The sequence below is a fragment of the Micromonospora sp. FIMYZ51 genome (assembly GCF_038246755.1).
GTDB lineage: Bacteria > Actinomycetota > Actinomycetes > Mycobacteriales > Micromonosporaceae > Micromonospora.
The window spans coordinates 3,154,746-3,175,657 of record NZ_CP134706.1; the positions used below are offsets into that span (position 1 = coordinate 3,154,746).

Below are 20,912 nucleotides of genomic sequence, written 5' to 3' on the forward strand. Positions count from 1 at the left end.
CCCCTTCGAGAAGGGCTCGGTCGCGAACCGACGCGCACAAGTGCGCGACTTCGTCTGGATGCTAAACAAACTAATCGACGGTCGTGACGCCCACAAGAGCCCCGGCCCAGGACCCGAGGCGCGGCAGAGGTTCTGGTCGCACCGTGCCGGCTCGATGGGATTTGCGCTCGGTGACCTAAGCTTGCGAGCGGTACTCGGCTTTTGCTCCAAACAAGACTGAGGTGCGATCGTGGTGGACGGTACCGCCGTGGCGGGCGGCGAACAGGACAGGCCCAAGTTGGATACCGGTGTGCCGCAGACGGCTCGGATCTGGAACTACCTGCTCGGCGGCAAGGACAACTTCGCCGCCGATCGTGAGGTCGGCGACCAGATCATCGCCAACCTGCCACATCTCGCGCAGAACGCCAGGCTCTCCCGGGCCTACCTCACCCGCGCGGTGCGCTACCTGGCCGGTGCGGCCGGCATCCGGCAGTTCCTCGACATCGGCACCGGCCTGCCCACCGCCGACAACACCCACGAGGTGGCCCAGTCGGTCAACCCGCAGGCGCGGATCGTCTACGTCGACAACGACCCGCTGGTGCTGACCCATGCCCGCGCGCTGCTGGTGGGCACGTCCGAAGGCGCCACCGACTACGTCGACGCGGACATCCGCGACCCCGAGACAATTCTCCGGGAGGCGTCGCGGACGCTGGACCTGAACCAGCCGGTCGCGCTGATCCTGATGGGCATCCTCGGCCACATCGAGTCCGACGACGAGGCCAAGTCGATCATCGACAGCGTCATGGCCAAGCTGCCCTCCGGCAGTTACCTGGCGATGTACGACGGCAGCGACACCAGCGAGGCGGTCACCGAGGCCGTACGGATCTGGAACATCTCCGCCAATCCGAAGTACCACCTGCGCAGCCCGGAGCGGATCGCGGCTCTCTTCGACGGTCTGGAGCTGGTCGAGCCCGGCGTCGTCTCGGTCACCCGCTGGCGCCCCGACGCGAACCCGGCGCCCGAGGAGATCGACCAGTACTGCGCGGTCGGCCGCAAGCCGTAAGTCAGGGACGCTCGGCGGCTGCGGTCACGCTCGGGACCGCAGCCGCCCCTCCTCAGTGGGACCGGCCGACCCGGGTGCGTTGGGTCAGGGCGACGCAGGCCAGCACCACCAGCGCGGCAACGATCGAGGCCGGGGTGACGTGCTCGCCGAGCAGCAGTGCCGACCAGAGCAGGGTGAGCACCGGCTGAGCGAGTTGGAGCTGGCCGACCTGCGCGATGCCGCCCCGGGCCAGGCCGGCGTACCAGGCGAAGAAGCCGAGGAACATGGAGACCACGGTGAGGTAGCCGAACGCCGACCAGGCGGGCGGACCGGCGTGCGGGGGGTGGGCCAGCGCCGCCACGGCAGCGATCGGCAGGGTGGCGGGCAGCGACAGCAGCAGGGCCCAGCAGATCGTCCGGGCTCCGCCCAGTTCGCGGGCGAGCGCGCCGCCCTCGGCGTACCCGAGACCGGCGAGCGCGACTGCCGCGAGCAGGAACAGGTCGGCCACGGAGAGGGCGCCGCGCAGCGTGCCGCTGACGGCCAGGAAGGCGAGCACGGCCAGCAGCCCGCCGGCGCTCGCGAGCCAGAACAGCGGCGGCGGGCGCTCACCGGCGCGCAGCACCGCGAAGACGGCGGTCATGGCGGGCAGCACGGTGATCACGATCGCGCCGTGCGCGGAGGTCTGGCTGGTCAACGCCAGCGAGGTGAAGAGCGGGAAGCCGACCACGACGCCGAGGGCAACCAGCACCAGCCGGCGCCACTGGCCCCGGCTGGGGCGCGGCGCGCCGGTGACGCGCAGGTAGCCCCAGGCCAGCAGCGCCGCACCGACGGACCGGCCGAACGAGACGAACCAGGGGTCGAGTTGTTGCACGGCGACCCGGGTGGCCGGCAGCGACATGCTGAACGCGAGCACGCCCAGCGCGCCGAGGGTGAGGCCGACCGTCCGCTCCACCGTTACCGCCGACCTGGCGGTAACGCTACTATCAACTCTCATGAAAGACGGTAACGCAGCCGAGCGTGTTATCCAAGATCTGCGTCGGCTGGTGGCTGCGGCGGCACCCGGCACGCGACTGCCCTCGGTGCGCGAGCTGACCGCCCGGCACCAGGCATCCCCGGTCACCGTCGCCGGGGCGCTCCGGCAGTTGGTCGCCCAGGGGCTGGTCGAGACCCGATCCGGCCGGGGCACCTACGTGGCTGCCCGGCCGCAGCGACCGCACGCACCCGACCTGGCCTGGCAGACCGTTGCCCTCGGTTCCCGCCGTCCCGGCGAGGAGGAGATGCAGGCGCTACTGGCGCTACCGCCGGCCGGGGCCATCGCGCTCTCCGGTGGTTACCTCGACGCGGAGTTGCAGCCCGCCGCCGCGCTCGGCACCGCGCTCACCCGCGCCGCCCGGCAGCCCGCGTCCTGGCAACGTGGGCCGGTCGAGGGGCGGGCCGACCTGCGTGCCTGGTTCGCCCGCGAGGTCGGCGGTGGACTGCGCGCCGAGGACATGGTGATCTGCCCCGGTGGGCAGGCCGCGCTCTCCACGGCGCTACGCGCGCTCGCCGTACCCGGTGACGCCCTGCTCGTCGAGGCGCCGACCTACCTGGGCGCGCTGGCCGCCGCCGGGGCGGCCGGGCTGCGGGTGGTGCCGGTGCCCGCCGACGCCGACGGCGTACGACCCGATCAGCTCGCCGCCGCGTTCGCCCGGACCGGAGCGCGGCTGTTCTACTGCCAGCCGCTGCACGCCAACCCGCATGGCGCGACCCTGGCCGCGCACCGGCGGGCCCGGGTCGCCGAGACCGTACGCGACGCCGGGGCGTTCCTGATCGAGGACGACTACGCCCGCGATCTGACCATCGACGGGGAGCCGCCGGCACCGCTGGCCGCCGACGATCCCGACGGGCACGTCGTCTACCTGCGGTCGCTGACGAAGTCCACCGCCCCGGGGTTGCGGGTCGCCGCGCTCGGTGCCCGGGGGCCGGCCGGTGCCCGGTTGCGCGCGGCCCGCCTGCTCGACGACTTCTTCGTCGCCGGACCACTGCAACAGGCCACCATCGAGTTCGTCACCGCCCCGGCCTGGACGCGGCACCGGCGCGCCCTGCGTACCGCGCTGCGGGCCCGCCGCGAGGCGCTGCTGACCGCGCTGCGCCGGCACCTGCCGCACCTGCTCGACGGGCAGCCGGTCCCGCGTGGCGGCCTGCACCTCTGGGTGCGGCTGGCCGACGGCACCGACGACGTCGCGCTGGCCGCCGCCGCAGCCGCCGAAGGCGTCGTCGTCTTTCCCGGCCGCCCCTGGTACGCGACCGAACCGCCGGCGGCGCACCTGCGCCTCAGCTACGCCGCCACCCCACCGGAACTGATGGACGAGGCCGTGCGCCGCCTGGCCCGCGCCATCTAGGGCGCTGGCTGCTCCGCGCCCGGTCCAGCACGAGCCGGGCCGGCTCACAGGTCGCGACGGCGAAAGACCACCGTGGTGAGCCCGAGCACGAGGACGACCCAGAGCGCGGCCCAGGCGAGGTAGGTGCCGGTGAGTGCGGCCTCGCCCAGGAACGGGTGGCCTTGCATGGCCGGCCCGAACTCGATCAGCATGGACGGGTCCTGGAAGGCGTTCATCGCCCCGCGCCACAGTCCGTCGGTCGGCAACAGCATCCGGGAGACGGTGCCCACCCGGGCCACGCTCTCGTTGTCCAACGCGGTGCCGAAGGCGCCGACCACCCCCGCGATCCAGGTCGACCCGAACAGGCCGACGGCCACCACGCCCGAGGCCATCGGTGAGCTGACGCTGGACAGCAGCAGACCCAGGGTCAGCAGGACGGTGGCCTGTGCGGCGAGCAACGCCAGGCCGGTCACCGGCGCCGGTGGCCAGTAGCCCACGGTGAGCCGGACGACGAGCAACTGAGCGAGTCCGGCCACGGTCACGAAGCCCGCGCCGAAGCAGACCAGCCCCAGCCACTTACCCAGTAGCACCGCCGAGCGGCGTACCGGCCGGGCCAGGATCGCCAACGCCGCACCGGACTCCATGTCGCCGGCCAGGGTGGGGCCGGCGAGGAACGCGGTACCGAGCGCGGCGATCAGGCTCAGGCCGAACATCACCAGGTTGAGCACGAGGGATGCGACCAGTCGCGCCTCGCCGCTGGTGAGCCCGTCGAACTCGGCGTCGATCCGGGAGAACCCCCAGGCGCTGAGCGCGAGCAGCAGGACCGTCAGCACCGCGAGCGAGCGCAGCACGCGGCGACGCGCGGCCTCCTGGAGGGTCAGGCCGGCGACGGTGAGTACGGTCCGGACGGTCATCACCGGTCACCTCCGGTACGCAGGATGTCCAACAGCCGTTCCTCGAGGCTGATCCGTCCCGGCTCGACGGCGTGCACGCGTACCCCGAGGGCGACCAGGTCGGCGACGAGGTCCGGCACGGTGGCGGGATCCGGATCGGCGGGCAGCGTGACGGTGAAGGTGCCGGCGGTGTCGGTGACCTCGCCAGCGGCGGCCAACCGGGCCTGCGCCCGCGCGTCCACCCCGTCGAGCCGTAGCCGCAGCTCGCGGCGGCCCAGCAGCTCCGCCAGGGTGCCGGCGGCGGCGACCCGCCCCTTGTCCAGCACGACGACCCGGTCGCAGACCCGCTCGACCTCGCCGATCAGGTGCGAGTTGAGCAGCACGGCCACCCCCCGGGCGCGGAGGGACAGCAGCAGGTCCCGCACGTCGGCGCGGCCGAGCGGATCCAGGGCGCTGGTCGGCTCGTCGAGGATCACCAGTTCCGGACCGGCCACCAGCGCGACGGCCAGCCCGAGTCGCTGCTGCATGCCCTTGGAGAAGCCACCCACCCGGTCGCCCGCCCGGTCGGCGAGGCCGACCGCGGCCAGGCACTCGTCGCGCGTCCGCTGCGGCACCACCGCGCCGGCCAGCCGTACGTGCAGCGCCAGCACCTCCGCCGCGGTGAGCCACGGTTGGTAGCGGAACAGCTCCGGCAGGTAGCCGACGCGGCTGCGGGCCCGGGGATCCCGGCCCGGGCGCCCGAGCAGCAGCACCTCCCCGGCATCGGGCCGGACGAGACCGAGCAGCATCTTGATGACGCTTGTCTTGCCGGCTCCGTTGGGTCCGAGCAGGCCCACCACCTCACCCCGGCCGACGGTGAAGGACACCCCGTCGACGGCGGTCCGCCGCCGGTACCGCTTGCGCAGGCCCGAGCACCACACGGCGGGGGAGGGGGGCAACTCGGCGAGCAACCGCTCGACCTGCGCCCCGGCCGGACCGGTAGTGCCGGCCGCGTCGCCGAGCGCGGCGGTGGGGCCGGCGCTCACCGGTCCCACCGCAGCTCGCGCGCCACCGACAACACCTCGTCGGCGCTCAGCGAGCCGGCCACTGCGGTGACGGCACCGTCCTGCACCCAGACCACCCCCGCCAGTACGCCGTCGCGGGAGGTGAGCACCGTGGCCGGCAGGCCGTGCACCTGCGCGGCGGCGGCGGTCAGGTAGCGGTCGTTCACCGGCAGCGGCAGCGTGGTCGCGTCACCGGAGAAGCCGCGCAGCTGCGACGCGACGTTCTCCGGCAGCCCCGGCAGGGTCAGCAGGTAGTCGACGGCCGTGGCGAACGGGATGCCCGAGGAGTAGGCGGTCGGGGCGGTCGCGCGGGCCACGATCAGCGCCGGCACACCCTGGTTCGCTGACCAGACGGCGGCGACGCCGGGGCCGGCGGTCAACCGGAACTGACTGCCGTCGAGACCGGCCGGCGGCGGGGGCAGCGGTTCGCCGGCCGTGGCCGCCGTCTGCCTCGCCCTCTCCACCGAGAAGGTGAAGACCGCGCTCATCCGGTCGCCGACCTGGTACGCGGGCGCTCCGGTCACGCCGCGCGGCAACTCGTTCACCTGCGGCACGGCCAGCCCGGTGACCTGCTTCGCCGTGGCGGCGTCGGGGACCTGGCGTAGGTTGGCCCGCTCGGTCAGCTCGACCTCGCCGTACGCGGACAGGTCGGGCAACGCGACCAGGTCGGCCTGGGCGAGCGTGACCGGGGCGATCCGTTCGGTGTGGAACACCGGCAACCAGTTCGCGGCGGCCGCCGCGCCGGCCCCGGCCAGCAGCGCGAGTACGGCCACACCGGCGACCACCGGGCTGCGCAGCGCGGCCCGCCACCGGGGCACCCGGCCGTACCCGGCCAGCTGCCGGGTGGGCGTGGGCAGCCGGTCGCCCTCGACGGCGCGGGACAGGCGCTGCCATCCCGCCGCCACATCGGTGTTCAGCCGCACGTCCAGGGCCGCGCCGGTGAGCGTGGCGTCCTGTCGGGCGGCGGCCAGGCGCCAGCGGCAGACCGGGCAGCCGGCGATGTGCTCCCGGTCGGCGTCGGCCACGCCGGCCGGCTCGTCCAGCAGCCGACGCAGAATTCCCTCATTCGGATGACGCATGACCGTTCAACTCCTTCCGTAGGGCGGACTCGGCGCGTCGTACGGTGGTGCCCACGCTGCCGGGGGAAAGTTCGAGAGCGACCGCGACCTCGGCGTAGCTCAGACCGCTGTGCCGCAGCACGAGGGCCACGGCCTGCCGGCGCGGCAGCCGGGCCAGCGCCGCGCGCACCCGGCGGCGCTCGTCGAGGGTCACCACCGCGTCGGCGACGTCGGGGCAGACGTCGTCGGAGTCGCCGGCGATCTGCTCCCGGGCGGTGCGGCGGCGACGTGACCGGACCTGGTTCAGGGCGGTGTGCGCCGCCGCGACCGAGAGCCAACCCGCTGCCTGCCCCGCCGGCACCGAGGAGCGCCCGAACGCCAGGAACACCTCCTGGGCCACGTCCTCGGCCTCGGTACGGGAGCCGAGCACCCGGGCCGCGACCCCGACTACGCGCGGATAGACGGCACGAAACACCTGTTCGAGGTCGGCGCGGACGCCGTCGCGACCGGCCGAGGCCGAAGCGCTCACGCCGTACTCCCTCCGCTCGGCCCGCCCGACGGGCCCGGCGCGACCGAGCGCGGTCCGGACCGACCCGGCACGGCCGGTCCCGGAGCGGACCGCCGGTGCGCCGGCGACGATCGGAATCTGCCCTGGCCCGATGGGACCAGCTTCCTCCTCCATACCTACGAAGCACCGCCGACGCCCCGGATGTGACACCGCACGCTGCCCGCTGCCACGCGGTGGCCACCGGCTGGTTCGGGCCGGTGCCCGAGGCCCCCGGCTGTGACACCGGGAACTGACCGCTGTCACCCCCGCTTCGCAGCAGAGGGCTCCCCGGTAGCGTCGCGGGAACGGCCGGTCCGTGCCGCCGCTCGGCGCGGGCGTGATCGCCCGGCCGACCGAACCCGGTGAGGAGATTGACAAGGTGAGTTCTGCTGAGCTGCCCCCGCCGTCGCCGGTACGCCAGTTGCGGCTGGTGGTGGCGGCCGACGACTACGAGGCGGCGGTCCGGTTCTTCCGCGACGTGCTCGGCCTGCCGGAACAGGCGGCGTACTCCGGTGACGGCGACGCCCGGGTGGTGATCCTGGAGGCCGGGCGGGCCACGCTGGAGATCGCCAACCCGGCGCAGCGGCGGATGATCGACGACGTCGAGGTGGGCCGGCAGGTCGCGCCGCAGATCCGGGTGGCCTTCGAGGTGGACGACACCGCCGCCACCACCGAGCGACTGGTGGCGGCGGGCGCCACCCAGGTCGCGCCGCCGACCACCACCCCGTGGCAGTCGGTGAACGCCCGCCTGGACGCGCCGGCCGGCCTGCACATCACCGTCTTTCAGGAGTTGCGTACGCCCGACGAGCGCGCCGCGCTCGACGGCTTCGGCACCGAGTCCGCGTAGCTCGGGTCGGTTGAACGCCGGGCGGCGTCACGCCGGTTCGTGCCGGGCGAGGAGTTGACGGAGCAGGCGGGTCAGCGTCTGCCGGTCCTGGGCCGACAGTGGCGCGAGCAACTCGTCCTGAACCTGGTCGAGCACCTGGTCAATCCGCCGCAGTTGCCGTCGACCGGGCTCGGTCAGGGCCACCTTGTTGCGTCGTCCGTGCTCCGGATCCGGTGTCCGGTCGACGGAGCCCTGCTCGACCAGTTCGTTGACGGCCGCCACGACGTCGCTGCGGTCGATGCGGCAGCGGCGGCCCAGGTCGGCCTGGCTGGACGGCCCGAACTCGTGCAGCGCGGCCAGAATCCGGTAGTGGTATCCGCGTGCGTCGGCGGCGGCGAATCCGTCGGACACCAGCCGGCGAACGTGCACGGCCAACTGGGTGATCAGCCAGCTCGGCTTCACCGCCAGGCGCTCCGGGACCTCGTTCATGCCGGCCACTCTAGCGGTATTGGTTGCACCAACACTCTACTGCTAGTGTTGGTGCAACCAATGTTGGACAGACCATCAAAGGAGGCGTCGTGTCCGCTGCGACCCAGATCGCCGACCGTGTCGACATCGCCGAACTCTTCGCCCGCTTGGCCAACCTCCTCGACGACGATCGTGTCGACGACGCCCACACCGTCTATCGCGCCGACGTCGTGGCGCGCTCGCCGCGCGGTGCCGAGTTGTACGGCCTTGACCAGGTCGTCGCGCACCTGAAGCGGAGCCGAGTCGAGGGGGAGCGTACTCAGCACGTGCACGGTGACGTGCTGGTGCACGTCGACGGCGACCACGCGACGGCCACCGCGAACCAGGTGGTGTACTTCTACCGCGACGGTGCGCCACCGCACCGGACGAGCGGCCTGCGGACGGCCTGCACCGCCGTGCGGACCCCGGTGGGCTGGCGATTCAGCACGATCGACATCACGCTCGCCTGGATGCGGGAGAGCTGACCCCGTCGCTTCGATAACGGATCTTCACAAGCGGGAAGCCGCGCGACTCGTCCGTCGATCACAGAACCTGCGGTAGGTCGCCGTGGGCCGGCTCCCGGGTGGTGTGCACGAGGCGATGGCAGGCCGGCAGGGCGCGCATGCCGTGGGCGTCGAGGGTGCCGCGTACGAAGCGGTGGAAGCTGGGGCGGGCGAGCTGTCCGGCGAGGAACGGGACCGGTCCGGCCGGCAGCCGTACGTAGTTGACGAGCGTGAACGGCGACGCACCGGTGGGTCGTAGGGCGGTGGAGTTGTCGACTCCGATCTTGCCGGTGTACCAGCCGGTCAGCGAGCGCCAGACGGCCTCGGCGTCGACGTCCGCTCCGGCGGTGAAGTGGTTGAACAGGAAGGTGCCGTCGGTGCGGGCCTCGGTGTCGCCGATCCGCGCCACGTTGACCCCGGCCAGGAGCTGTTCCCCGCCGAGCGCGGACAGCTCCTCGCAGGCGCCTACGGTGTCGAGCTGGTCCACGCGCACGGTGCGTACCAGCACCGCGAGGTCGTGGCGGGGCGTGCCGGGCAGTGGCGGGATGAACACCGCCCGGTAGAGGTTGACGGCAGCGACGTCCGGGCGGCGGGCGAGCGCGGGCACGGCCGCCATGATTCGCGCCGCCTCGCGGCGTCGGCGTGGCGTGAAGGTGTGTACGGGGAGCCGCTGGGCGGGTTCTGCCGAGATGCCGAGGTAGATGAAGCCGTGCGGTTCCGGAGTGGCGAACCGGGGCGGTGGATAGCGGGTCATGAAGCCTCCAGGGCGCGAGACGTGCGCGGTGCAACCCAGATGCGGAGCATCAGTAACTGTTACCTTAGAGGACAATAACGCGGGCCTACAATGTCGGAATGTCCGCCGACACCTCAGGTGCGATTCGTCCGCTGGCCAGCCGGGCCAACTTCCTGCTGTCCCAGCTCGGCTTCCACATCGCGCAGTCGTTCGCCGAGCGGTTGGCGCCGCTGGGCATCGCACCGAACCACTTCGGGCTCCTCATGCAACTGGAGCGCGCCGAGGGAAGCTCCCAGCAGCGGCTCGCCGACGCGCTGGGCATCCACCGCAAGGTCATGGTCGGCCTGCTCGACGACCTGGAGCGGCGCGGTCTGGTGGAGCGTCGGCGGCATCCCGCCGACCGCCGCGCGCACGCCATCCACCTGACCGCCGCCGCACGCGAACTGCTGCCCCGGGCCCGGGACGTCGCCGACAAGCACGAGGAGGAGGTGCTGGCGACCCTCGACGAGGGCGAGCGCGCCCAGCTCATCGCCGTCCTGCAACGGCTCGCCGGGCAGACCGGCGACCCGCCCGGCGTACACCCCGGGCTCCGGGGAAAGGAAGGGCCCCTGCTTAACGTCTGGGGTAGTAGAAGGGCCCCTTCTTAACAGCCAACCCCCAGGTACCGGCTGGATCAGCCTGGTGTGCTCCACCCTCAGGTCGGCTCGGACAGCCAGGGTTCGAGTACCGACGGATCGGCGACCGCCAGCCTGACCTGCGCCAGTTCCTCGGTGGTCAGCGGCAGCGCGTGCAGCCGGGCACCCCACTCGGGCACCAGGTCCCGCTTCTCCAGCGCGGTCGACAACTCGATCAGCGCGGCGAGCGCCAACGCCTGTTCGACGGCGGGTGCCGCGTCGCCGTGCCGGCGTAGTCCCGAGTTCAGCGCCCGGAAGGAGGCCAGGTCGTCGCGCTTGAACTCGCGCAGGATGCGGGCGTTGTCCAGGACCTTGGCCAGCCCGGTCAGCTGCCGCGACCCGCCGTACTCCAGCCCGGACGGCTCGTCCCGCCGGATGAGGGTGATGGTGTTGCCGGACGGATCGACGATGCTGAAGCGCGACGCGCCGGGCCGGTAGCGGGTGATCCGGGGCAGCCCTCGGGCGAGCAGCTTGCCGTACGCGGCACGCATCCCGGTGGTGAACGCGGTGTGGTACGGCGCGACCGCGTCGACCATCACCAGCGCGCCGCAGCCGCTCTCGGCCGGCTGGTCGAATCCGCGCGGCGCACTGCCGTAATGCAGCTCGAACCCGCTGTATCGAAAGGCCAGATACAGGTACGGCTTGTGCTGCTCCCAGGTCACCGCGAAGCCGAGCGCCCGCCAGAAGGCGATCGTCTCGTCCACCGCCACGCAGGGCAGCAGCGGCACGGCGGATTCGTTCGGCTGGATTCGCTCCTCGGCAGTCATCGATGATCCCTCCCGGCCCGGTTGGTGTCTCCCTCAGTGTGGCCAGTCCACGTGCTAGTACCGGCATCCCCGCAGCTGACCCGCGCGCCAGTGACCTGATCTGCGCACGTGCCGCCGCTAGCCCGTGGCAGCTCAGCTGGCGAAATCGACCCCCCGGGGTGAGGTGTCGGTGGTCGAGACTTGCGGGATGCTGACGAAGCAGGTGGGGACGGGGTCGCCTTCGTGGCGGAACAGGCTGACGCATCCGCTGGTCTGGTCGCCGCCGGTGATGGCCGTGTTGGCCTGGCTATCCATGCCCTTCAACGACGCGCTCTACGAGTTCTGGGTCAACTACGACCCGCAGGGTGACGCGCAACAGCACGAGCGGTTCTACGCCACGCAGATCTTCCGGTACACCTCCGGAGTCTTGAGCGGACAACTGTTGGCGTTGCTGGCGGGTGCCGCCCTGGCCCGCCGCCATGCCCAGGCGATCGCCCTGGCGATCGCGGTTGCGCTCGGCGTACTGCTGGCCGGGGTGACCGTGCTTGTGGCGTACCCGGTCGCCAGCGCTCGGGAGGCCAGCCAGGGCGCTGGCCGGGCGTTCGACGATCCGGTGCTGGTCCGGGTGCTGCTGCACGAACTCGCCGGTTATCCGCTGCTCGCCGCCGTCGGGGTCGGCCTCGGGATCCTGCTCGCCGGCCGCCGCACCGGTAACCGCATCGCGCTGCTGACCCTGCTCGGGATGGCCTGGTACGGCGCGACGCAGGTCGGGCTGGCGCAGGACGACGAGTTCGTCGGACCGTCGTGGCTGTTGTGGGCGGTGCCGCCGATCGCAGCAGGCACCGCTGTCGCACTCGCCGGCCTGTCGCTCGACGTGTGGTCCGAACCTCCGGCGTTGGTCGGCGACGCGGGATACCGCGCCGGCATCGCCCTGCTGGTGAGTGCCGGAGCGTACGCGCTCGGACTGAACCTGCTCGGCGTCCTGGTCGACCGGCAGCGACGCCGTTCGGCCGGGCCGGTCGGTCAATCGGGAGGGCGGTGAGCCGTCCGAGTTGATCCGTCAATCGTGGACTTGCGTACTCATCGCAGTAACGGATGTGGTGAAACCGGCGAAAGGCGCAGGATCCGATGGACAGATCGAGGTTCGGCAGGTCTCGTACGCATACCCGGCGGTGGCGGCTCGGCGCGGTCGCCGGGGTGGCGGTGCTCGCCCTCGGTGTCGGGTTGGGGGTCGCCTCGGCCGGCGAGGACGTGCCGGCCGCACAGCCGCCTGCCATCAGCGCGCCCACTGCGCAGGCGCCTGCGGCGCAGGCCCCGGCCGACACGCCGGTGGCGGTGCACGGCCAGCTGAGCGTGTGTGGTGTGCAGTTGTGCGACGAGGCCGGCGAGGCGATCCAACTGCGCGGCATGAGCAGCCACGGCCTCCAGTTCTTCCCGGACTGACGAGCACGCACGCGGCGAAGAACAACGTGATCTACGAGATCGCGAACGAGCCGAACGGGGTCAGCTGGGACGGCATCAAGGCGTACGCCGACGAGGTCATTCCGGTGATCCGCAACAACGCGCCGGAGAGCGTCGTGCTGGTCGGCACCCGTGGCTTCTCGTCGCTGGGGCTCAGCGAGGGCAGCGACGAGACCGAGATCATCGACGATCCGGTCACCTTCGACAACATCATGTACACCTTCCACTTCTACGCCGCCTCGCACGGTGCGGACCGGCGCGCGGTGGTGGCCCGAGCCGCGCAGCGCCTGCCGCTGTTCGTCAGCGAGTTCGGCACGCAGACCTTCACCGGCGACGGTGACAACGACTTCGACAGCACCACCGCCTGGCTGGACCTGCTCAAGGAGCACAAGATCTCGTACGCGATGTGGAGCTTCTCCGACGGCCGGGAAACCAACTCGACATTCGTGCCGGGCACCTGCGCGGGCACCGAGTACGCCGGCAACGACGTGCTTACCGAGGCGGGCCGGTATCTGCGCAGCCGGATCCTCACCGGCGTGGGCGACCCCAACGGTTAACGCAGGTCTGTCACCGCCCTCGGCCGGGCCGCCGAGAGCGGTGACAGCACTATTGGCAGGCAACGGTGACGACGACGGGGGCCTGCGTCAGCGTCGGCGGTCGGCGGCAGTCGCCCGGTGTCGTCGGTCGCCAGGCGGCGGCCAGGTTGTAGGTGCCGCTGAACGGCCGGTAGGCGGCCCACCGGGAGAGGTCGCTTCCGCCGTTCAGGCCGCTGGCGAGCAGGACACCGGGGACGTGGCGTTGGGTCTGGAACAGCAGCGCCTGCATGCCGATCACCGGATAGCCGAGCGCGGAGCAGGCCCCGTCCCCGTCTCGCCAGCACGTCCAGGCGAGCGCCGGATCGTCGATCGCCCGGTCCGGGAAGGGCGTGGAGAAGAGGTCGAACACGATCGACTCGTAGGAGCCAAGTCGCTCACCGACGCTGGTCCAGAAGTCGACGGCGTACGTGGCGTGCGGCATCGGCTTGGCGCAGAGCGCCCGCTCGTCTCGGCAGGTCGCACCCGGGCCGGTGTAGCGGCCGTGGCTCCAGGCGAGCGCGACGATCGGCGTGATGCCGACAGCCCGCAGCCGATGCACGTACGCGGTCACCTCCTGCTGGTACGGCTCGCCGCGGTAGCGCGGTGGCACGTACGGCAGGCCGAGCCAGCAGGCTTCGTTAAGTGGAAGGTAGACCGCCTGGACGCCACGGCTGACGAGCCGGGAGACCGCGTCCGCGTCGACCGGACCGTCCCAGATGCCCCGCCCGTGTACGCATCGGGACTCGGCGCCGGTCCGTGCGAGTGGTGCCAGCCGTCGAGGAGCTGCCGCTTCGACGATCGGGTCGACGCCCCAGAGTTGATCGCGTACCACGCTGACGTACGGTGCCTGTCGTCGTTCACTTGGCGGGTGCACCCGGACGAGCACCGTCATGCTGTTCCGCACCGCGCCCGCATTGTCGTACGCCCAGGCCGTCAGGGCGTACTCGCCGGCCGGCAGGGCACTCCACTGCGCGGTGTACGGCGCGGTCGTGTCGGTGCCGATCAGGCCGGATCCCGGCGCGTCGCCGGAGCCGATGAACTCGACCCGGGTGATCTGTCGGCCGGGTGCCGGCGTGGCGGTGGCCGCCATCGTGATCGTCGCCGGGGCGAAGAACGGGTCGCCGGTCTCCGGTCGGGTGAGCTCCACAAGCGGCCGGTTCGGGTCGGGCACGGGACTCGCCGTCGCGCTGAGGGTGGGGTTCGGCGGCGAACTGGGGTTCGGGGTCGGGGTGGGGTTCGGGGCCAGCGTCGGGGTGGGGTTCGGCGTCGGGCTGGTGAGGCCCAGGGCGGCAGCACGGTCGCGCAGGTGACGCCGTTGAGCGTGAAGCCGGACCCGCTGCCGAGCTTGGCCCCGCGCGTCATGGCGTACGTGCGGAAGACCGGGATGTCTGCCGGTAGCACGTCACCGGGCCGGCCGCGCAGGGTGACCTGCGTGCCGCGCTGCTCCCAGTCCCCGCCGTCGAGATGCTTGATCTGTTCGGTCCGGTATTGCAGGTGGAAGCGGAGGGTCCAGTCGGACAGTGGCTGGCCGACGCTCATGACGCGGATCTCGCCCTGGCTCACCGACGCGGAGCCGTACCGGTGGTGCATCTCCACGGCGCACCCGCCGGCGGCGGAGGCCGGAAGCGTCACGGCGAGCAGACCCGAGGCGGCGGCGAGCACGGTGACGATCAGATAGCCGATCCGGGTCCTCATCGAAATCCCCCGAACATCGAGAAGCGTCACTGCGACGGTCGGGCGGGGCGGGTGGGGAAGTCAAGCTTTTCCTCGGATGGTGTGCGCCGCCCCGACCGCCGATGGCATGGCGGAGCCTGCCGGGGCTGGCGCTATGGTGAGTGATCGTCGCGGATTACCTCCGCAGTACCGAATCGACCAGCGGAGGAGCCGCATGGCGCGTGCGAACCTGACCATCAACCCGGCCTTCACCGTGGGGCCGGTCCGGCGACGGCTCTTCGGCGGGTTCGTCGAACATCTCGGTCGCCACGTCTACGACGGCATCCACGAGCCGGGGCATCCGAGCGCCGGGCCGGACGGCTTCCGGCGCGACGTGGTCGAGTTGGTCAAGCAGCTCGGAGTCAGCACGGTGCGGTATCCGGGCGGCAACTTCGTCTCCGGCTACAACTGGGAGGACGGCGTCGGTCCGGTTGCCGAGCGGCCCCGCCGGCTCGATCTCGCCTGGCACTCCACCGAGACCAATCAGGTCGGTCTGCACGAGTTTCAGCACTGGCTCGATCTGGTGGGCAGCGAGCTGATGCTTGCGGTAAACCTCGGCACCCGCGGTCCGAAGGAAGCCGTCGAGCTGCTGGAGTACGCAAACGTCCCGGCCGGCACCGCCCGCGCCGCCCAGCGGGCCGCCAACGGCCGGGAGGAACCGTTCGGGATCTCGATGTGGTGTCTCGGCAACGAGATGGACGGCCCGTGGCAGCTCGGGCACCGCAGCGCCGAGGACTACGGCAAGCTCGCGGCGATGACGGCAAAGGCGATGCGCCAGGTCGATCGGGACCTTGAGCTGGTCGCCTGTGGGTCGTCCGGGCGCGGCATGCCGACGTTCGGCGAGTGGGAACGCGTCGTGCTGACCCATGCGTACGACGACGTCGACTACCTCTCCTGCCACGCGTACTACCAGGAGCACGACGGCGACCTCGCGAGCTTCCTCGCCTCGGGCGTCGACATGGACGCCTACATCGACTCCGTGGTCGCGACTGTCGACCACGTGAAGGCGGTGAAGCGGTCGACAAAACGCATCGACCTCTCGTTCGACGAGTGGAACATCTGGTACCTGACCCGGTGGCAGGAACAGGCCCGCACCTTCACCATCGACGAGTGGCCGGTGGCGCCGCGCCTGCTCGAGGACCGCTACACGGTGGCGGACGCGGTGGTCCTCGGCGGTCTGCTGATCTCGCTGCTCAACCACGCCGACCGGGTCACCTCGGCGAGCCTCGCGCAGCTGGTGAACGTCATCGCGCCGATCATGACCGAGCCGGGCGGTCCCGCCTGGCGGCAGACCACGTTCTTCCCGTTCTCGGTCACCTCGCACGCCGCCCGGGGCGACGCGCTGCGGGTCCTGGTCGACGCCGACAGCACGGACACCTCGGCGTACGGCTCGGTGCCGGTGGTGGCTGCGGCCGCGACCAGCGACGGCTCATCGCTCTCGGTGTTCCTTCAGCACCGGCACCGCACCGAGGCGACGACGGTCACGATCGACCTCCGCGCGTTCGCGCCGACCGGTGCGGTCTCGGCCCGCGGCATCTGGGACTCCGACGTACGCGCCGCCAACGACCTGGCCGACCCGAACCGGGTGGGGTTGCGGATCAACGACACCGCGCGGCTCTCCGACGGCCTGCTCACCGTCGAGCTACCGCCGGTGTCCTGGACCGCACTGACGATCCCGCACCAGGCCCGACCCGCCGAGGCGTGACCGTCCCTGGGCGGCGAGCATTCCGGTGCCGGCGTGCCACCGGGCGATGGTGCCGGTGCGGTGGCCGGACGGCACTCGCAATCCGGATGCCCGACCAGGATCGGAAGGCTTGACGATGGGCGCTGATGTCGATGTCTTGACAGGTTCAGATCGTCGGTCAACACTTCGACACAAGCCCGAAACAGTCATCGATGCCTATGCGTTGCCACCGTTGTTAACGCTAACAACCGCGGTGACGTCGGGGTGAGGAGAGCCTGGATGTCGAGAATCGTCGCCAGGGTGAGCGCGCTGCTCGCCGCGATCTGCCTGCTGTTGCTGCCCGGCGGGCAGCCACCCCGAGCGGAGGCCGCCGCGCAGGCACCCCGGGCCGAGGCCGCCGCGCTCGACCCGTTCACCGGCTACCTGATGGCCCACTTCACCGGGGAGTCGGCCACCGGCGAGCAGATCTACCTCGCCCACAGCCGCGACGGGCTGACCTGGCGGGACCTGAACAACGGCGCGCCCGTCCTGCTCTCCACCCTCGGCACCCGAGGCGTCCGCGACCCCGCCCTGGTCCGCTCACCCGCCGGCGACCGGTACTGGATCATCGCCACCGACCTGCGGATCGCCAGCGGCACCTCGTGGAGCGACGCGGCGAACCGGGGCAGCACCTCGCTTGTCGTGTGGGAGTCCGGCGACCTGGTGAACTGGTCCGCTCCCTGGCTGATCAACGTGGCCGGCGCGATCCCCGGTGCCGGCAACGCCTGGGCGCCGGAGGCCATCTACAACCAGGCGACCGGCGACTACGTCGTCTACTGGGCGACGAACTCCCCGCGCAACGGGGTCACCAAGAACCGGATCTGGTACGTCCGCACCAGCGACTTCCGCACCTTCACCGCGCCGCAGCTGTTCATCGACCGGCCCGGTAACCAGGGCATCATCGACACCCAGATTATCGAGGTGCCGAACAGTGTCGGCGGCTACCGCTACTACCGGGCGTCGGCCGACGGGCACATCCCAATCGAGGCCAGCAACTCCGTCCTCGGCTCCTGGACGAGCCTGGGGAACCTGTCGCACCTGGGCATCTCCAACGGCACCGGCGGCGGCAACGTGGTCGAGGGCCCGATGTGGATGCAGTTCAACGGCCGCAACGAATGGGCGCTCTACCTGGACCAGTTCGCCACCGGCCGCGGGTACCTGCCGATCACCTCGACGAACCTGGGCAGCGTCAACAACTTCCGGACCCGCTCGGACCACCAGATGGGTGCCAGCCGCAAGCGCCACGGCTCGATCCTCAACCTGACCGCCGCCGAGGAGAGCCGGGTGCTCGCCCGCTGGCCCAGCACCGCCACGGTCAACCGGATCCAGGCGTACACCCACCAGGACCGGTACGTGCGGCACGCCAACTACGACGTACGCATCGACGCCAACGTGAGCCCCGCCCAGGACGCCCAGTTCCGGGTGGTGCCCGGCCTGGCCAACACCTCCGGGTACGTGTCGTTCGAGTCCGTCAACTACCCCGGCTACTACCTGCGGCACTACGGGTTCGACTTCGTACTGGCGGCCAACGACGGCAGTTCCGTCTTCGCCGCCGACGCCACCTTCCGGCAGGTCGCCGGGCTGGGTAACGCCGCCTGGCAGTCCTTCCAGTCGTACAACTATCCCGACCGCTACCTGCGGCACTACGGCTACCAGCTCCGCCTCGACCAGATCACCGACACCCAGTCCCGCAACGACGCGACGTTCCGGCTGACGTCGTAACCGGCACCTGAGGCTGGACGGGTCGTCGGCATCACTGCATCCGACACCCGTCCGGCCTCGTACCATTGCCCGAGAGTTCGCGGTTCGCGCGACGGGGAGGGACCATGGGCAAAGGGATTCACGTGCAGGAACTGCCCGGCATCGGCAAGCGGTACGACGTCGATCTGGGCAGCGCCACCCAGCGGATCTCGATCGTGGTACGCCGTGACGGCGCCCGCGACCTGTACGTCTTCGCCGCCGGCACGGACGACCCGGTGGCCGTGATCGAAATGTCGGAGGAGCAGGCCCGCAAGGTGGGCGCGCTGCTGGCCGGCACCTACTTCTCCGAGTAGCCGGCACCCAAGCCCAGCCCAGCCCGTAGGTCGTCGCCCAGCTCTTGCAGGAGTCCTCACCGTGCACGCTGACCTCGTGGGCTTTGGTGCCCTCGTACTGATCGCGGGACTGCTGGCCCGCTTCGGCCGCCGGATCAACCTGCCCACCGTGCCGTTCTTCATGCTCGCCGGCATCCTGCTCGGGCCGGGCACGCCCGGTCCGGTGCTGGTCGCCCATCCCGAGGACCTCAGCCTGCTCGCCTCGCTCGGTCTGGTGCTGCTGCTGTTCCACCTGGGCGTCGAGTTCCCCGTGGAGCAGGTGCTCGGCAGCGGTAGACGGCTGTTCATCGCGGCCGGCTGCTACATCCTGCTCAACGTCGGTGCCGGCCTGCTCTTCGGGTTCGCGCTGGGCTGGGGTGGCTACGAGGCGTTCGTGGTGGCCGGTGCGCTCGGCATCTCCTCGTCGGCCATCGTCACCAAGCTGCTCATCGAGCTACGCCGGCTGGCGAACGCGGAGACCCCGGTCATCCTCGGCATCATCGTCATCGAGGACCTGTTCCTCGCGCTGTACCTGGCGCTGCTGTCGCCGTTGTTGTCCGGCGCCGGCTCGGCGGGGGAACTGACGCTGCGGATCGGGCTGAGCTTCGCGTACCTGGTCGTGCTCTTCGCCGTGGCGCGCTACGGCGCCCGGCTGGTCGGCAAGCTGATCGACAGCAACGAGGACGAGTTGCTGGCCATCCTGATGGTCGGGCTGGTGGTGCTGGTGGCCGGCGTGTCGGCCGAGATCGGTGTCTCCGACGCCATCGGTGCCCTGATGATCGGTCTGGTGGTGGCCCGTACCCCCATCCGGGAGCGGGTCGAGCGCCTGGTCCTGCCGCTGCGCGACGTCTTCGCGGCGGTGTTCTTCGTGGCGTTCGGGCTGAGCATCAACGTCGGCGAGATCGGCTCGGTGGCGCTGCCGGTGCTGCTGGCGGTCCTGCTCACCGTGGTCACAAACGTGACGGCCGGGCTGATCGCCGGCCGGCTGTTCGGGCTCAACCAGCGCGGCGCGGCAAACGTCGGCCTGACCGTGCTGGGGCGTGGCGAGTTCTCGCTGATCCTCGCCACGCTCGCGCTCGCCGCCGGGCTGGACGCCCGCCTCGGCCCGTTCATCGCCCTGTACGTGCTGGTGCTCGCGGTGGCCAGCCCGCTGCTCGCGGCCAACTCCCGCTATCTCGCCCGGATCATCCCGGACCGGCTGCTGCACTCCGGTTGGCGGTACGTGCGGGAGGAGACCATCAGCACGGCCTGCACCCACCTGGACCGGGTTCAGATCACCGAGTCCGACGCCGAGGCGTGCCCGCAGTGCCTGGAGACCGGCGACGACTGGGTGCAACTGCGGCTCTGCCTGATCTGTGGCGCGGTGGGCTGTTGCAGCGACTCGGTCAACAACCACGCCGAGGAGCACTACCGGCAGACCGGGCACCCGTTGATCCGGTCGCTGGAACCGGGGGAGGACTGGCGTTACTGCTACATCGACGGTGCGCTGGTCCGCGAACCGATGGGTGCCGCCCGGCAGTGACCGGTGCTGTCGGTCTCGCGGACGAGGAAGTGCGGCCGGCGCTTGCTCTCGTGGTAGATCCGCCCGATGTACTCGCCGATCACGCCGAGCACCATCAACTGGATGCCGCCCATTCCGATCACGGCGCTGATCAGCGTCGCGTAGCCCGGCATGTCGACGCCGTCCACCGCCGCTTTCACCACCACCCAGACGGCGTAGCCGAGGGCGATCAGCGTCTGGAGCAGGCCGGCGTACACGACGAGGCGCAGCGGCTTGTGGTTGAACGAGACCAGCCCGTCCAGGGCGTAGTTGAACAGCTTGCCGAAGCTCCAGGTGCTGGTGCCGGCCTGTCGTTCCTCGTGCCGGAACGGCAGCGAGATGGTGCTGAAGCCGACCCAGGAGAAAAGGCCCTTGGAGAAGCGGTGGTACTCGGGCAGGGCGAGCAGGGCGTCCACCACGTCCCGCGACAACAGCCGGAAGTCACCCGCGCCGTCCTGTAGCCGGACATCGACCCAGCGGTTGATCGCCCGGTAGAAGAAGCGGGCCGGGATGCGCCGCAGCGCCGGCTCACCGCTGCGGTCCCGGACCGCGACGACCTGGTCGTAGCCCTGCTTGTGCAGCGCGACCATCTGCGGCAGCAGGTGCGGCGGGTGTTGCAGATCGGCGTCGAGCAGGACGATCGCGTCGCCCCGGCTGCGTTGCAGCCCCGCGAGCATCGCCGCCTCCTTGCCGAAGTTGCGGCTGAACGAGATGAACCGGACCGCCGGGTCGCGGGTGGCGAGGCTGCGCAGGGTCGCCAGGGTGCCGTCGGTGCTGCCGTCGTCCACGAAGAGGATCTCGACCTCGTCGTCCGGCAACGCGGCAGCCGCAGTGGTCACCGCCGCGTGCAGCGGACCGATCGACCGCTCCTCGTTGTAGCAGGGCACCACTATCGACAGCCGCACCGGATCCTCCAA

23 protein-coding genes are annotated in these 20,912 nt (G+C 71.3%); 12 read left to right on the forward strand and 11 right to left on the reverse strand.

From position 1 onward, the window contains the following. Window positions 1-229 precede the first annotated feature (229 nt). Window positions 230-1,042, forward strand: a complete 813-nt coding sequence (locus tag QQG74_RS14315) for an SAM-dependent methyltransferase (protein WP_341720772.1) — start codon at window positions 230-232, stop codon at window positions 1,040-1,042. 52 nt (window positions 1,043-1,094) lie between these two features. Here QQG74_RS14315 and QQG74_RS14320 read toward each other — a convergent pair whose 3' ends face one another. Further along, on the reverse strand, window positions 1,095-1,973 hold the full coding sequence (locus tag QQG74_RS14320; protein WP_341720773.1) for a DMT family transporter: 879 nt from the start codon (window positions 1,971-1,973) through the stop codon (window positions 1,095-1,097). Between the two features lie 40 nt (window positions 1,974-2,013). On the opposite strand from QQG74_RS14320, the gene QQG74_RS14325 reads away from it, so the two are divergent. Then, window positions 2,014-3,402 (forward strand): PLP-dependent aminotransferase family protein, encoded by a 1,389-nt coding sequence (locus QQG74_RS14325; protein WP_341720774.1) that lies wholly within the window; start codon window positions 2,014-2,016, stop codon window positions 3,400-3,402. Between the two features lie 44 nt (window positions 3,403-3,446). Here QQG74_RS14325 and QQG74_RS14330 read toward each other — a convergent pair whose 3' ends face one another. From QQG74_RS14330 to QQG74_RS14345, 4 genes are read right to left on the reverse strand one after another with little or no spacing between them, the layout of a single operon-like run. After that, window positions 3,447-4,295, reverse strand: coding sequence for an ABC transporter permease subunit (locus QQG74_RS14330; protein ID WP_341720775.1), 849 nt, complete (start codon window positions 4,293-4,295; stop codon window positions 3,447-3,449). Then, window positions 4,295-5,299: an ABC transporter ATP-binding protein gene (locus tag QQG74_RS14335; RefSeq protein ID WP_341720776.1), complete on the reverse strand. Its 1,005-nt coding sequence runs from the start codon at window positions 5,297-5,299 to the stop codon at window positions 4,295-4,297. Before QQG74_RS14335 ends, QQG74_RS14330 begins: the two co-directional genes overlap by 1 nt. Then, entirely contained in the window at window positions 5,296-6,396 is a 1,101-nt protein-coding gene (locus QQG74_RS14340; protein ID WP_341720777.1) for a hypothetical protein, read from the reverse strand. Before QQG74_RS14340 ends, QQG74_RS14335 begins: the two co-directional genes overlap by 4 nt. Then, window positions 6,380-6,904, reverse strand: coding sequence for a sigma-70 family RNA polymerase sigma factor (locus tag QQG74_RS14345; RefSeq protein WP_341720778.1), 525 nt, complete (start codon window positions 6,902-6,904; stop codon window positions 6,380-6,382). The genes QQG74_RS14340 and QQG74_RS14345 overlap by 17 nt, the downstream gene beginning before the upstream one ends. A 397-nt stretch (window positions 6,905-7,301) precedes the next feature. Here QQG74_RS14345 and QQG74_RS14350 point away from each other — a divergent pair, with 397 nt between their 5' ends. Continuing rightward, on the forward strand, window positions 7,302-7,769 hold the full coding sequence (locus QQG74_RS14350; protein ID WP_341720779.1) for a VOC family protein: 468 nt from the start codon (window positions 7,302-7,304) through the stop codon (window positions 7,767-7,769). A gap of 27 nt (window positions 7,770-7,796) precedes the next feature. Here the strand turns inward: QQG74_RS14350 and QQG74_RS14355 are convergent, their stop codons facing one another. Beyond that, a complete protein-coding gene (locus tag QQG74_RS14355) occupies window positions 7,797-8,237 on the reverse strand; it encodes a MarR family transcriptional regulator (protein ID WP_341720780.1) in 441 nt (146 codons plus the stop codon). 89 nt (window positions 8,238-8,326) lie between these two features. On the opposite strand from QQG74_RS14355, the gene QQG74_RS14360 reads away from it, so the two are divergent. Further along, window positions 8,327-8,740 (forward strand): nuclear transport factor 2 family protein, encoded by a 414-nt coding sequence (locus tag QQG74_RS14360; protein ID WP_341720781.1) that lies wholly within the window; start codon window positions 8,327-8,329, stop codon window positions 8,738-8,740. Between the two features lie 58 nt (window positions 8,741-8,798). On the opposite strand, the gene QQG74_RS14365 is transcribed toward QQG74_RS14360, so the two are convergent. Next, window positions 8,799-9,512, reverse strand: a complete 714-nt coding sequence (locus QQG74_RS14365) for a hypothetical protein (RefSeq protein WP_341720782.1) — start codon at window positions 9,510-9,512, stop codon at window positions 8,799-8,801. Between the two features lie 98 nt (window positions 9,513-9,610). Between QQG74_RS14365 and QQG74_RS14370 the strand changes: the two genes are divergently transcribed. Then, a complete protein-coding gene (locus tag QQG74_RS14370) occupies window positions 9,611-10,138 on the forward strand; it encodes a MarR family transcriptional regulator (RefSeq protein WP_341720783.1) in 528 nt (175 codons plus the stop codon). Window positions 10,139-10,185: 47 nt separating this feature from the next. On the opposite strand, the gene QQG74_RS14375 is transcribed toward QQG74_RS14370, so the two are convergent. Both QQG74_RS14375 and QQG74_RS14380 read right to left on the reverse strand, forming a co-directional pair. Then, window positions 10,186-10,932, reverse strand: a complete 747-nt coding sequence (locus tag QQG74_RS14375) for a glyoxalase (RefSeq protein ID WP_341720784.1) — start codon at window positions 10,930-10,932, stop codon at window positions 10,186-10,188. Window positions 10,933-11,064: 132 nt separating this feature from the next. Continuing rightward, window positions 11,065-11,235 (reverse strand): hypothetical protein, encoded by a 171-nt coding sequence (locus tag QQG74_RS14380; protein WP_341720785.1) that lies wholly within the window; start codon window positions 11,233-11,235, stop codon window positions 11,065-11,067. Between QQG74_RS14380 and QQG74_RS14385 the strand changes: the two genes are divergently transcribed. The 3 genes from QQG74_RS14385 (at window position 11,225) to QQG74_RS14395 (ending at window position 12,929) form a co-directional block, all read left to right on the forward strand. Beyond that, a complete protein-coding gene (locus tag QQG74_RS14385) occupies window positions 11,225-11,953 on the forward strand; it encodes a hypothetical protein (RefSeq protein WP_341720786.1) in 729 nt (242 codons plus the stop codon). The genes QQG74_RS14380 and QQG74_RS14385 overlap by 11 nt on opposite strands. An 86-nt stretch (window positions 11,954-12,039) precedes the next feature. Further along, complete coding sequence (locus QQG74_RS14390; RefSeq protein ID WP_341720787.1) at window positions 12,040-12,354, forward strand: hypothetical protein; 315 nt, start codon at window positions 12,040-12,042, stop codon at window positions 12,352-12,354. Window positions 12,355-12,380: 26 nt separating this feature from the next. Further along, window positions 12,381-12,929, forward strand: coding sequence for a cellulase family glycosylhydrolase (locus QQG74_RS14395; RefSeq protein WP_341720788.1), 549 nt, complete (start codon window positions 12,381-12,383; stop codon window positions 12,927-12,929). Between the two features lie 49 nt (window positions 12,930-12,978). On the opposite strand, the gene QQG74_RS14400 is transcribed toward QQG74_RS14395, so the two are convergent. Beyond that, the gene (locus QQG74_RS14400; RefSeq protein ID WP_341720789.1) at window positions 12,979-14,118 is read right to left on the reverse strand and encodes an Ig-like domain-containing protein; all 1,140 of its coding nucleotides are present in this window, start codon (window positions 14,116-14,118) and stop codon (window positions 12,979-12,981) included. A gap of 717 nt (window positions 14,119-14,835) precedes the next feature. Here QQG74_RS14400 and QQG74_RS14405 point away from each other — a divergent pair. From QQG74_RS14405 to QQG74_RS14420, 4 genes are all read left to right on the forward strand, one after another. After that, window positions 14,836-16,365, forward strand: coding sequence for an alpha-N-arabinofuranosidase (locus QQG74_RS14405; RefSeq protein WP_341720790.1), 1,530 nt, complete (start codon window positions 14,836-14,838; stop codon window positions 16,363-16,365). Window positions 16,366-16,623: 258 nt separating this feature from the next. Further along, window positions 16,624-18,105 carry a glycoside hydrolase family 43 protein gene (locus QQG74_RS14410; protein WP_341720791.1) on the forward strand — a complete coding sequence of 494 codons (1,482 nt, stop codon included), beginning with the start codon at window positions 16,624-16,626 and terminating at the stop codon, window positions 18,103-18,105. Between the two features lie 104 nt (window positions 18,106-18,209). Further along, window positions 18,210-18,437, forward strand: a complete 228-nt coding sequence (locus QQG74_RS14415; RefSeq protein ID WP_341720792.1) for a potassium transporter TrkA — start codon at window positions 18,210-18,212, stop codon at window positions 18,435-18,437. Window positions 18,438-18,498: 61 nt separating this feature from the next. Further along, window positions 18,499-19,977, forward strand: coding sequence for a cation:proton antiporter (locus tag QQG74_RS14420; protein WP_341720793.1), 1,479 nt, complete (start codon window positions 18,499-18,501; stop codon window positions 19,975-19,977). Here QQG74_RS14420 and QQG74_RS14425 read toward each other — a convergent pair. Next, a complete protein-coding gene (locus tag QQG74_RS14425) occupies window positions 19,926-20,900 on the reverse strand; it encodes a glycosyltransferase family 2 protein (RefSeq protein WP_341720794.1) in 975 nt (324 codons plus the stop codon). The genes QQG74_RS14420 and QQG74_RS14425 overlap by 52 nt on opposite strands. Between the last annotated feature and the right edge of the window lie 12 nt (window positions 20,901-20,912).

Coding starts and splice junctions, on each gene's coding strand:
- QQG74_RS14325 (WP_341720774.1), top strand. CDS start 2,014: ATGAAAGACGGTAACGCAGCCGAGCGTGTTATCCAAGATCTGCGTCGG.
- QQG74_RS14330 (WP_341720775.1), bottom strand. CDS start 4,295: ATGACCGTCCGGACCGTACTCACCGTCGCCGGCCTGACCCTCCAGGAG.
- QQG74_RS14340 (WP_341720777.1), bottom strand. CDS start 6,396: ATGCGTCATCCGAATGAGGGAATTCTGCGTCGGCTGCTGGACGAGCCG.
- QQG74_RS14355 (WP_341720780.1), bottom strand. CDS start 8,237: ATGAACGAGGTCCCGGAGCGCCTGGCGGTGAAGCCGAGCTGGCTGATC.
- QQG74_RS14365 (WP_341720782.1), bottom strand. CDS start 9,512: ATGACCCGCTATCCACCGCCCCGGTTCGCCACTCCGGAACCGCACGGC.
- QQG74_RS14370 (WP_341720783.1), top strand. CDS start 9,611: ATGTCCGCCGACACCTCAGGTGCGATTCGTCCGCTGGCCAGCCGGGCC.
- QQG74_RS14375 (WP_341720784.1), bottom strand. CDS start 10,932: ATGACTGCCGAGGAGCGAATCCAGCCGAACGAATCCGCCGTGCCGCTG.
- QQG74_RS14385 (WP_341720786.1), top strand. CDS start 11,225: ATGCCCTTCAACGACGCGCTCTACGAGTTCTGGGTCAACTACGACCCG.
- QQG74_RS14390 (WP_341720787.1), top strand. CDS start 12,040: ATGGACAGATCGAGGTTCGGCAGGTCTCGTACGCATACCCGGCGGTGG.
- QQG74_RS14405 (WP_341720790.1), top strand. CDS start 14,836: ATGGCGCGTGCGAACCTGACCATCAACCCGGCCTTCACCGTGGGGCCG.
- QQG74_RS14410 (WP_341720791.1), top strand. CDS start 16,624: ATGTCGAGAATCGTCGCCAGGGTGAGCGCGCTGCTCGCCGCGATCTGC.
- QQG74_RS14415 (WP_341720792.1), top strand. CDS start 18,210: ATGGGCAAAGGGATTCACGTGCAGGAACTGCCCGGCATCGGCAAGCGG.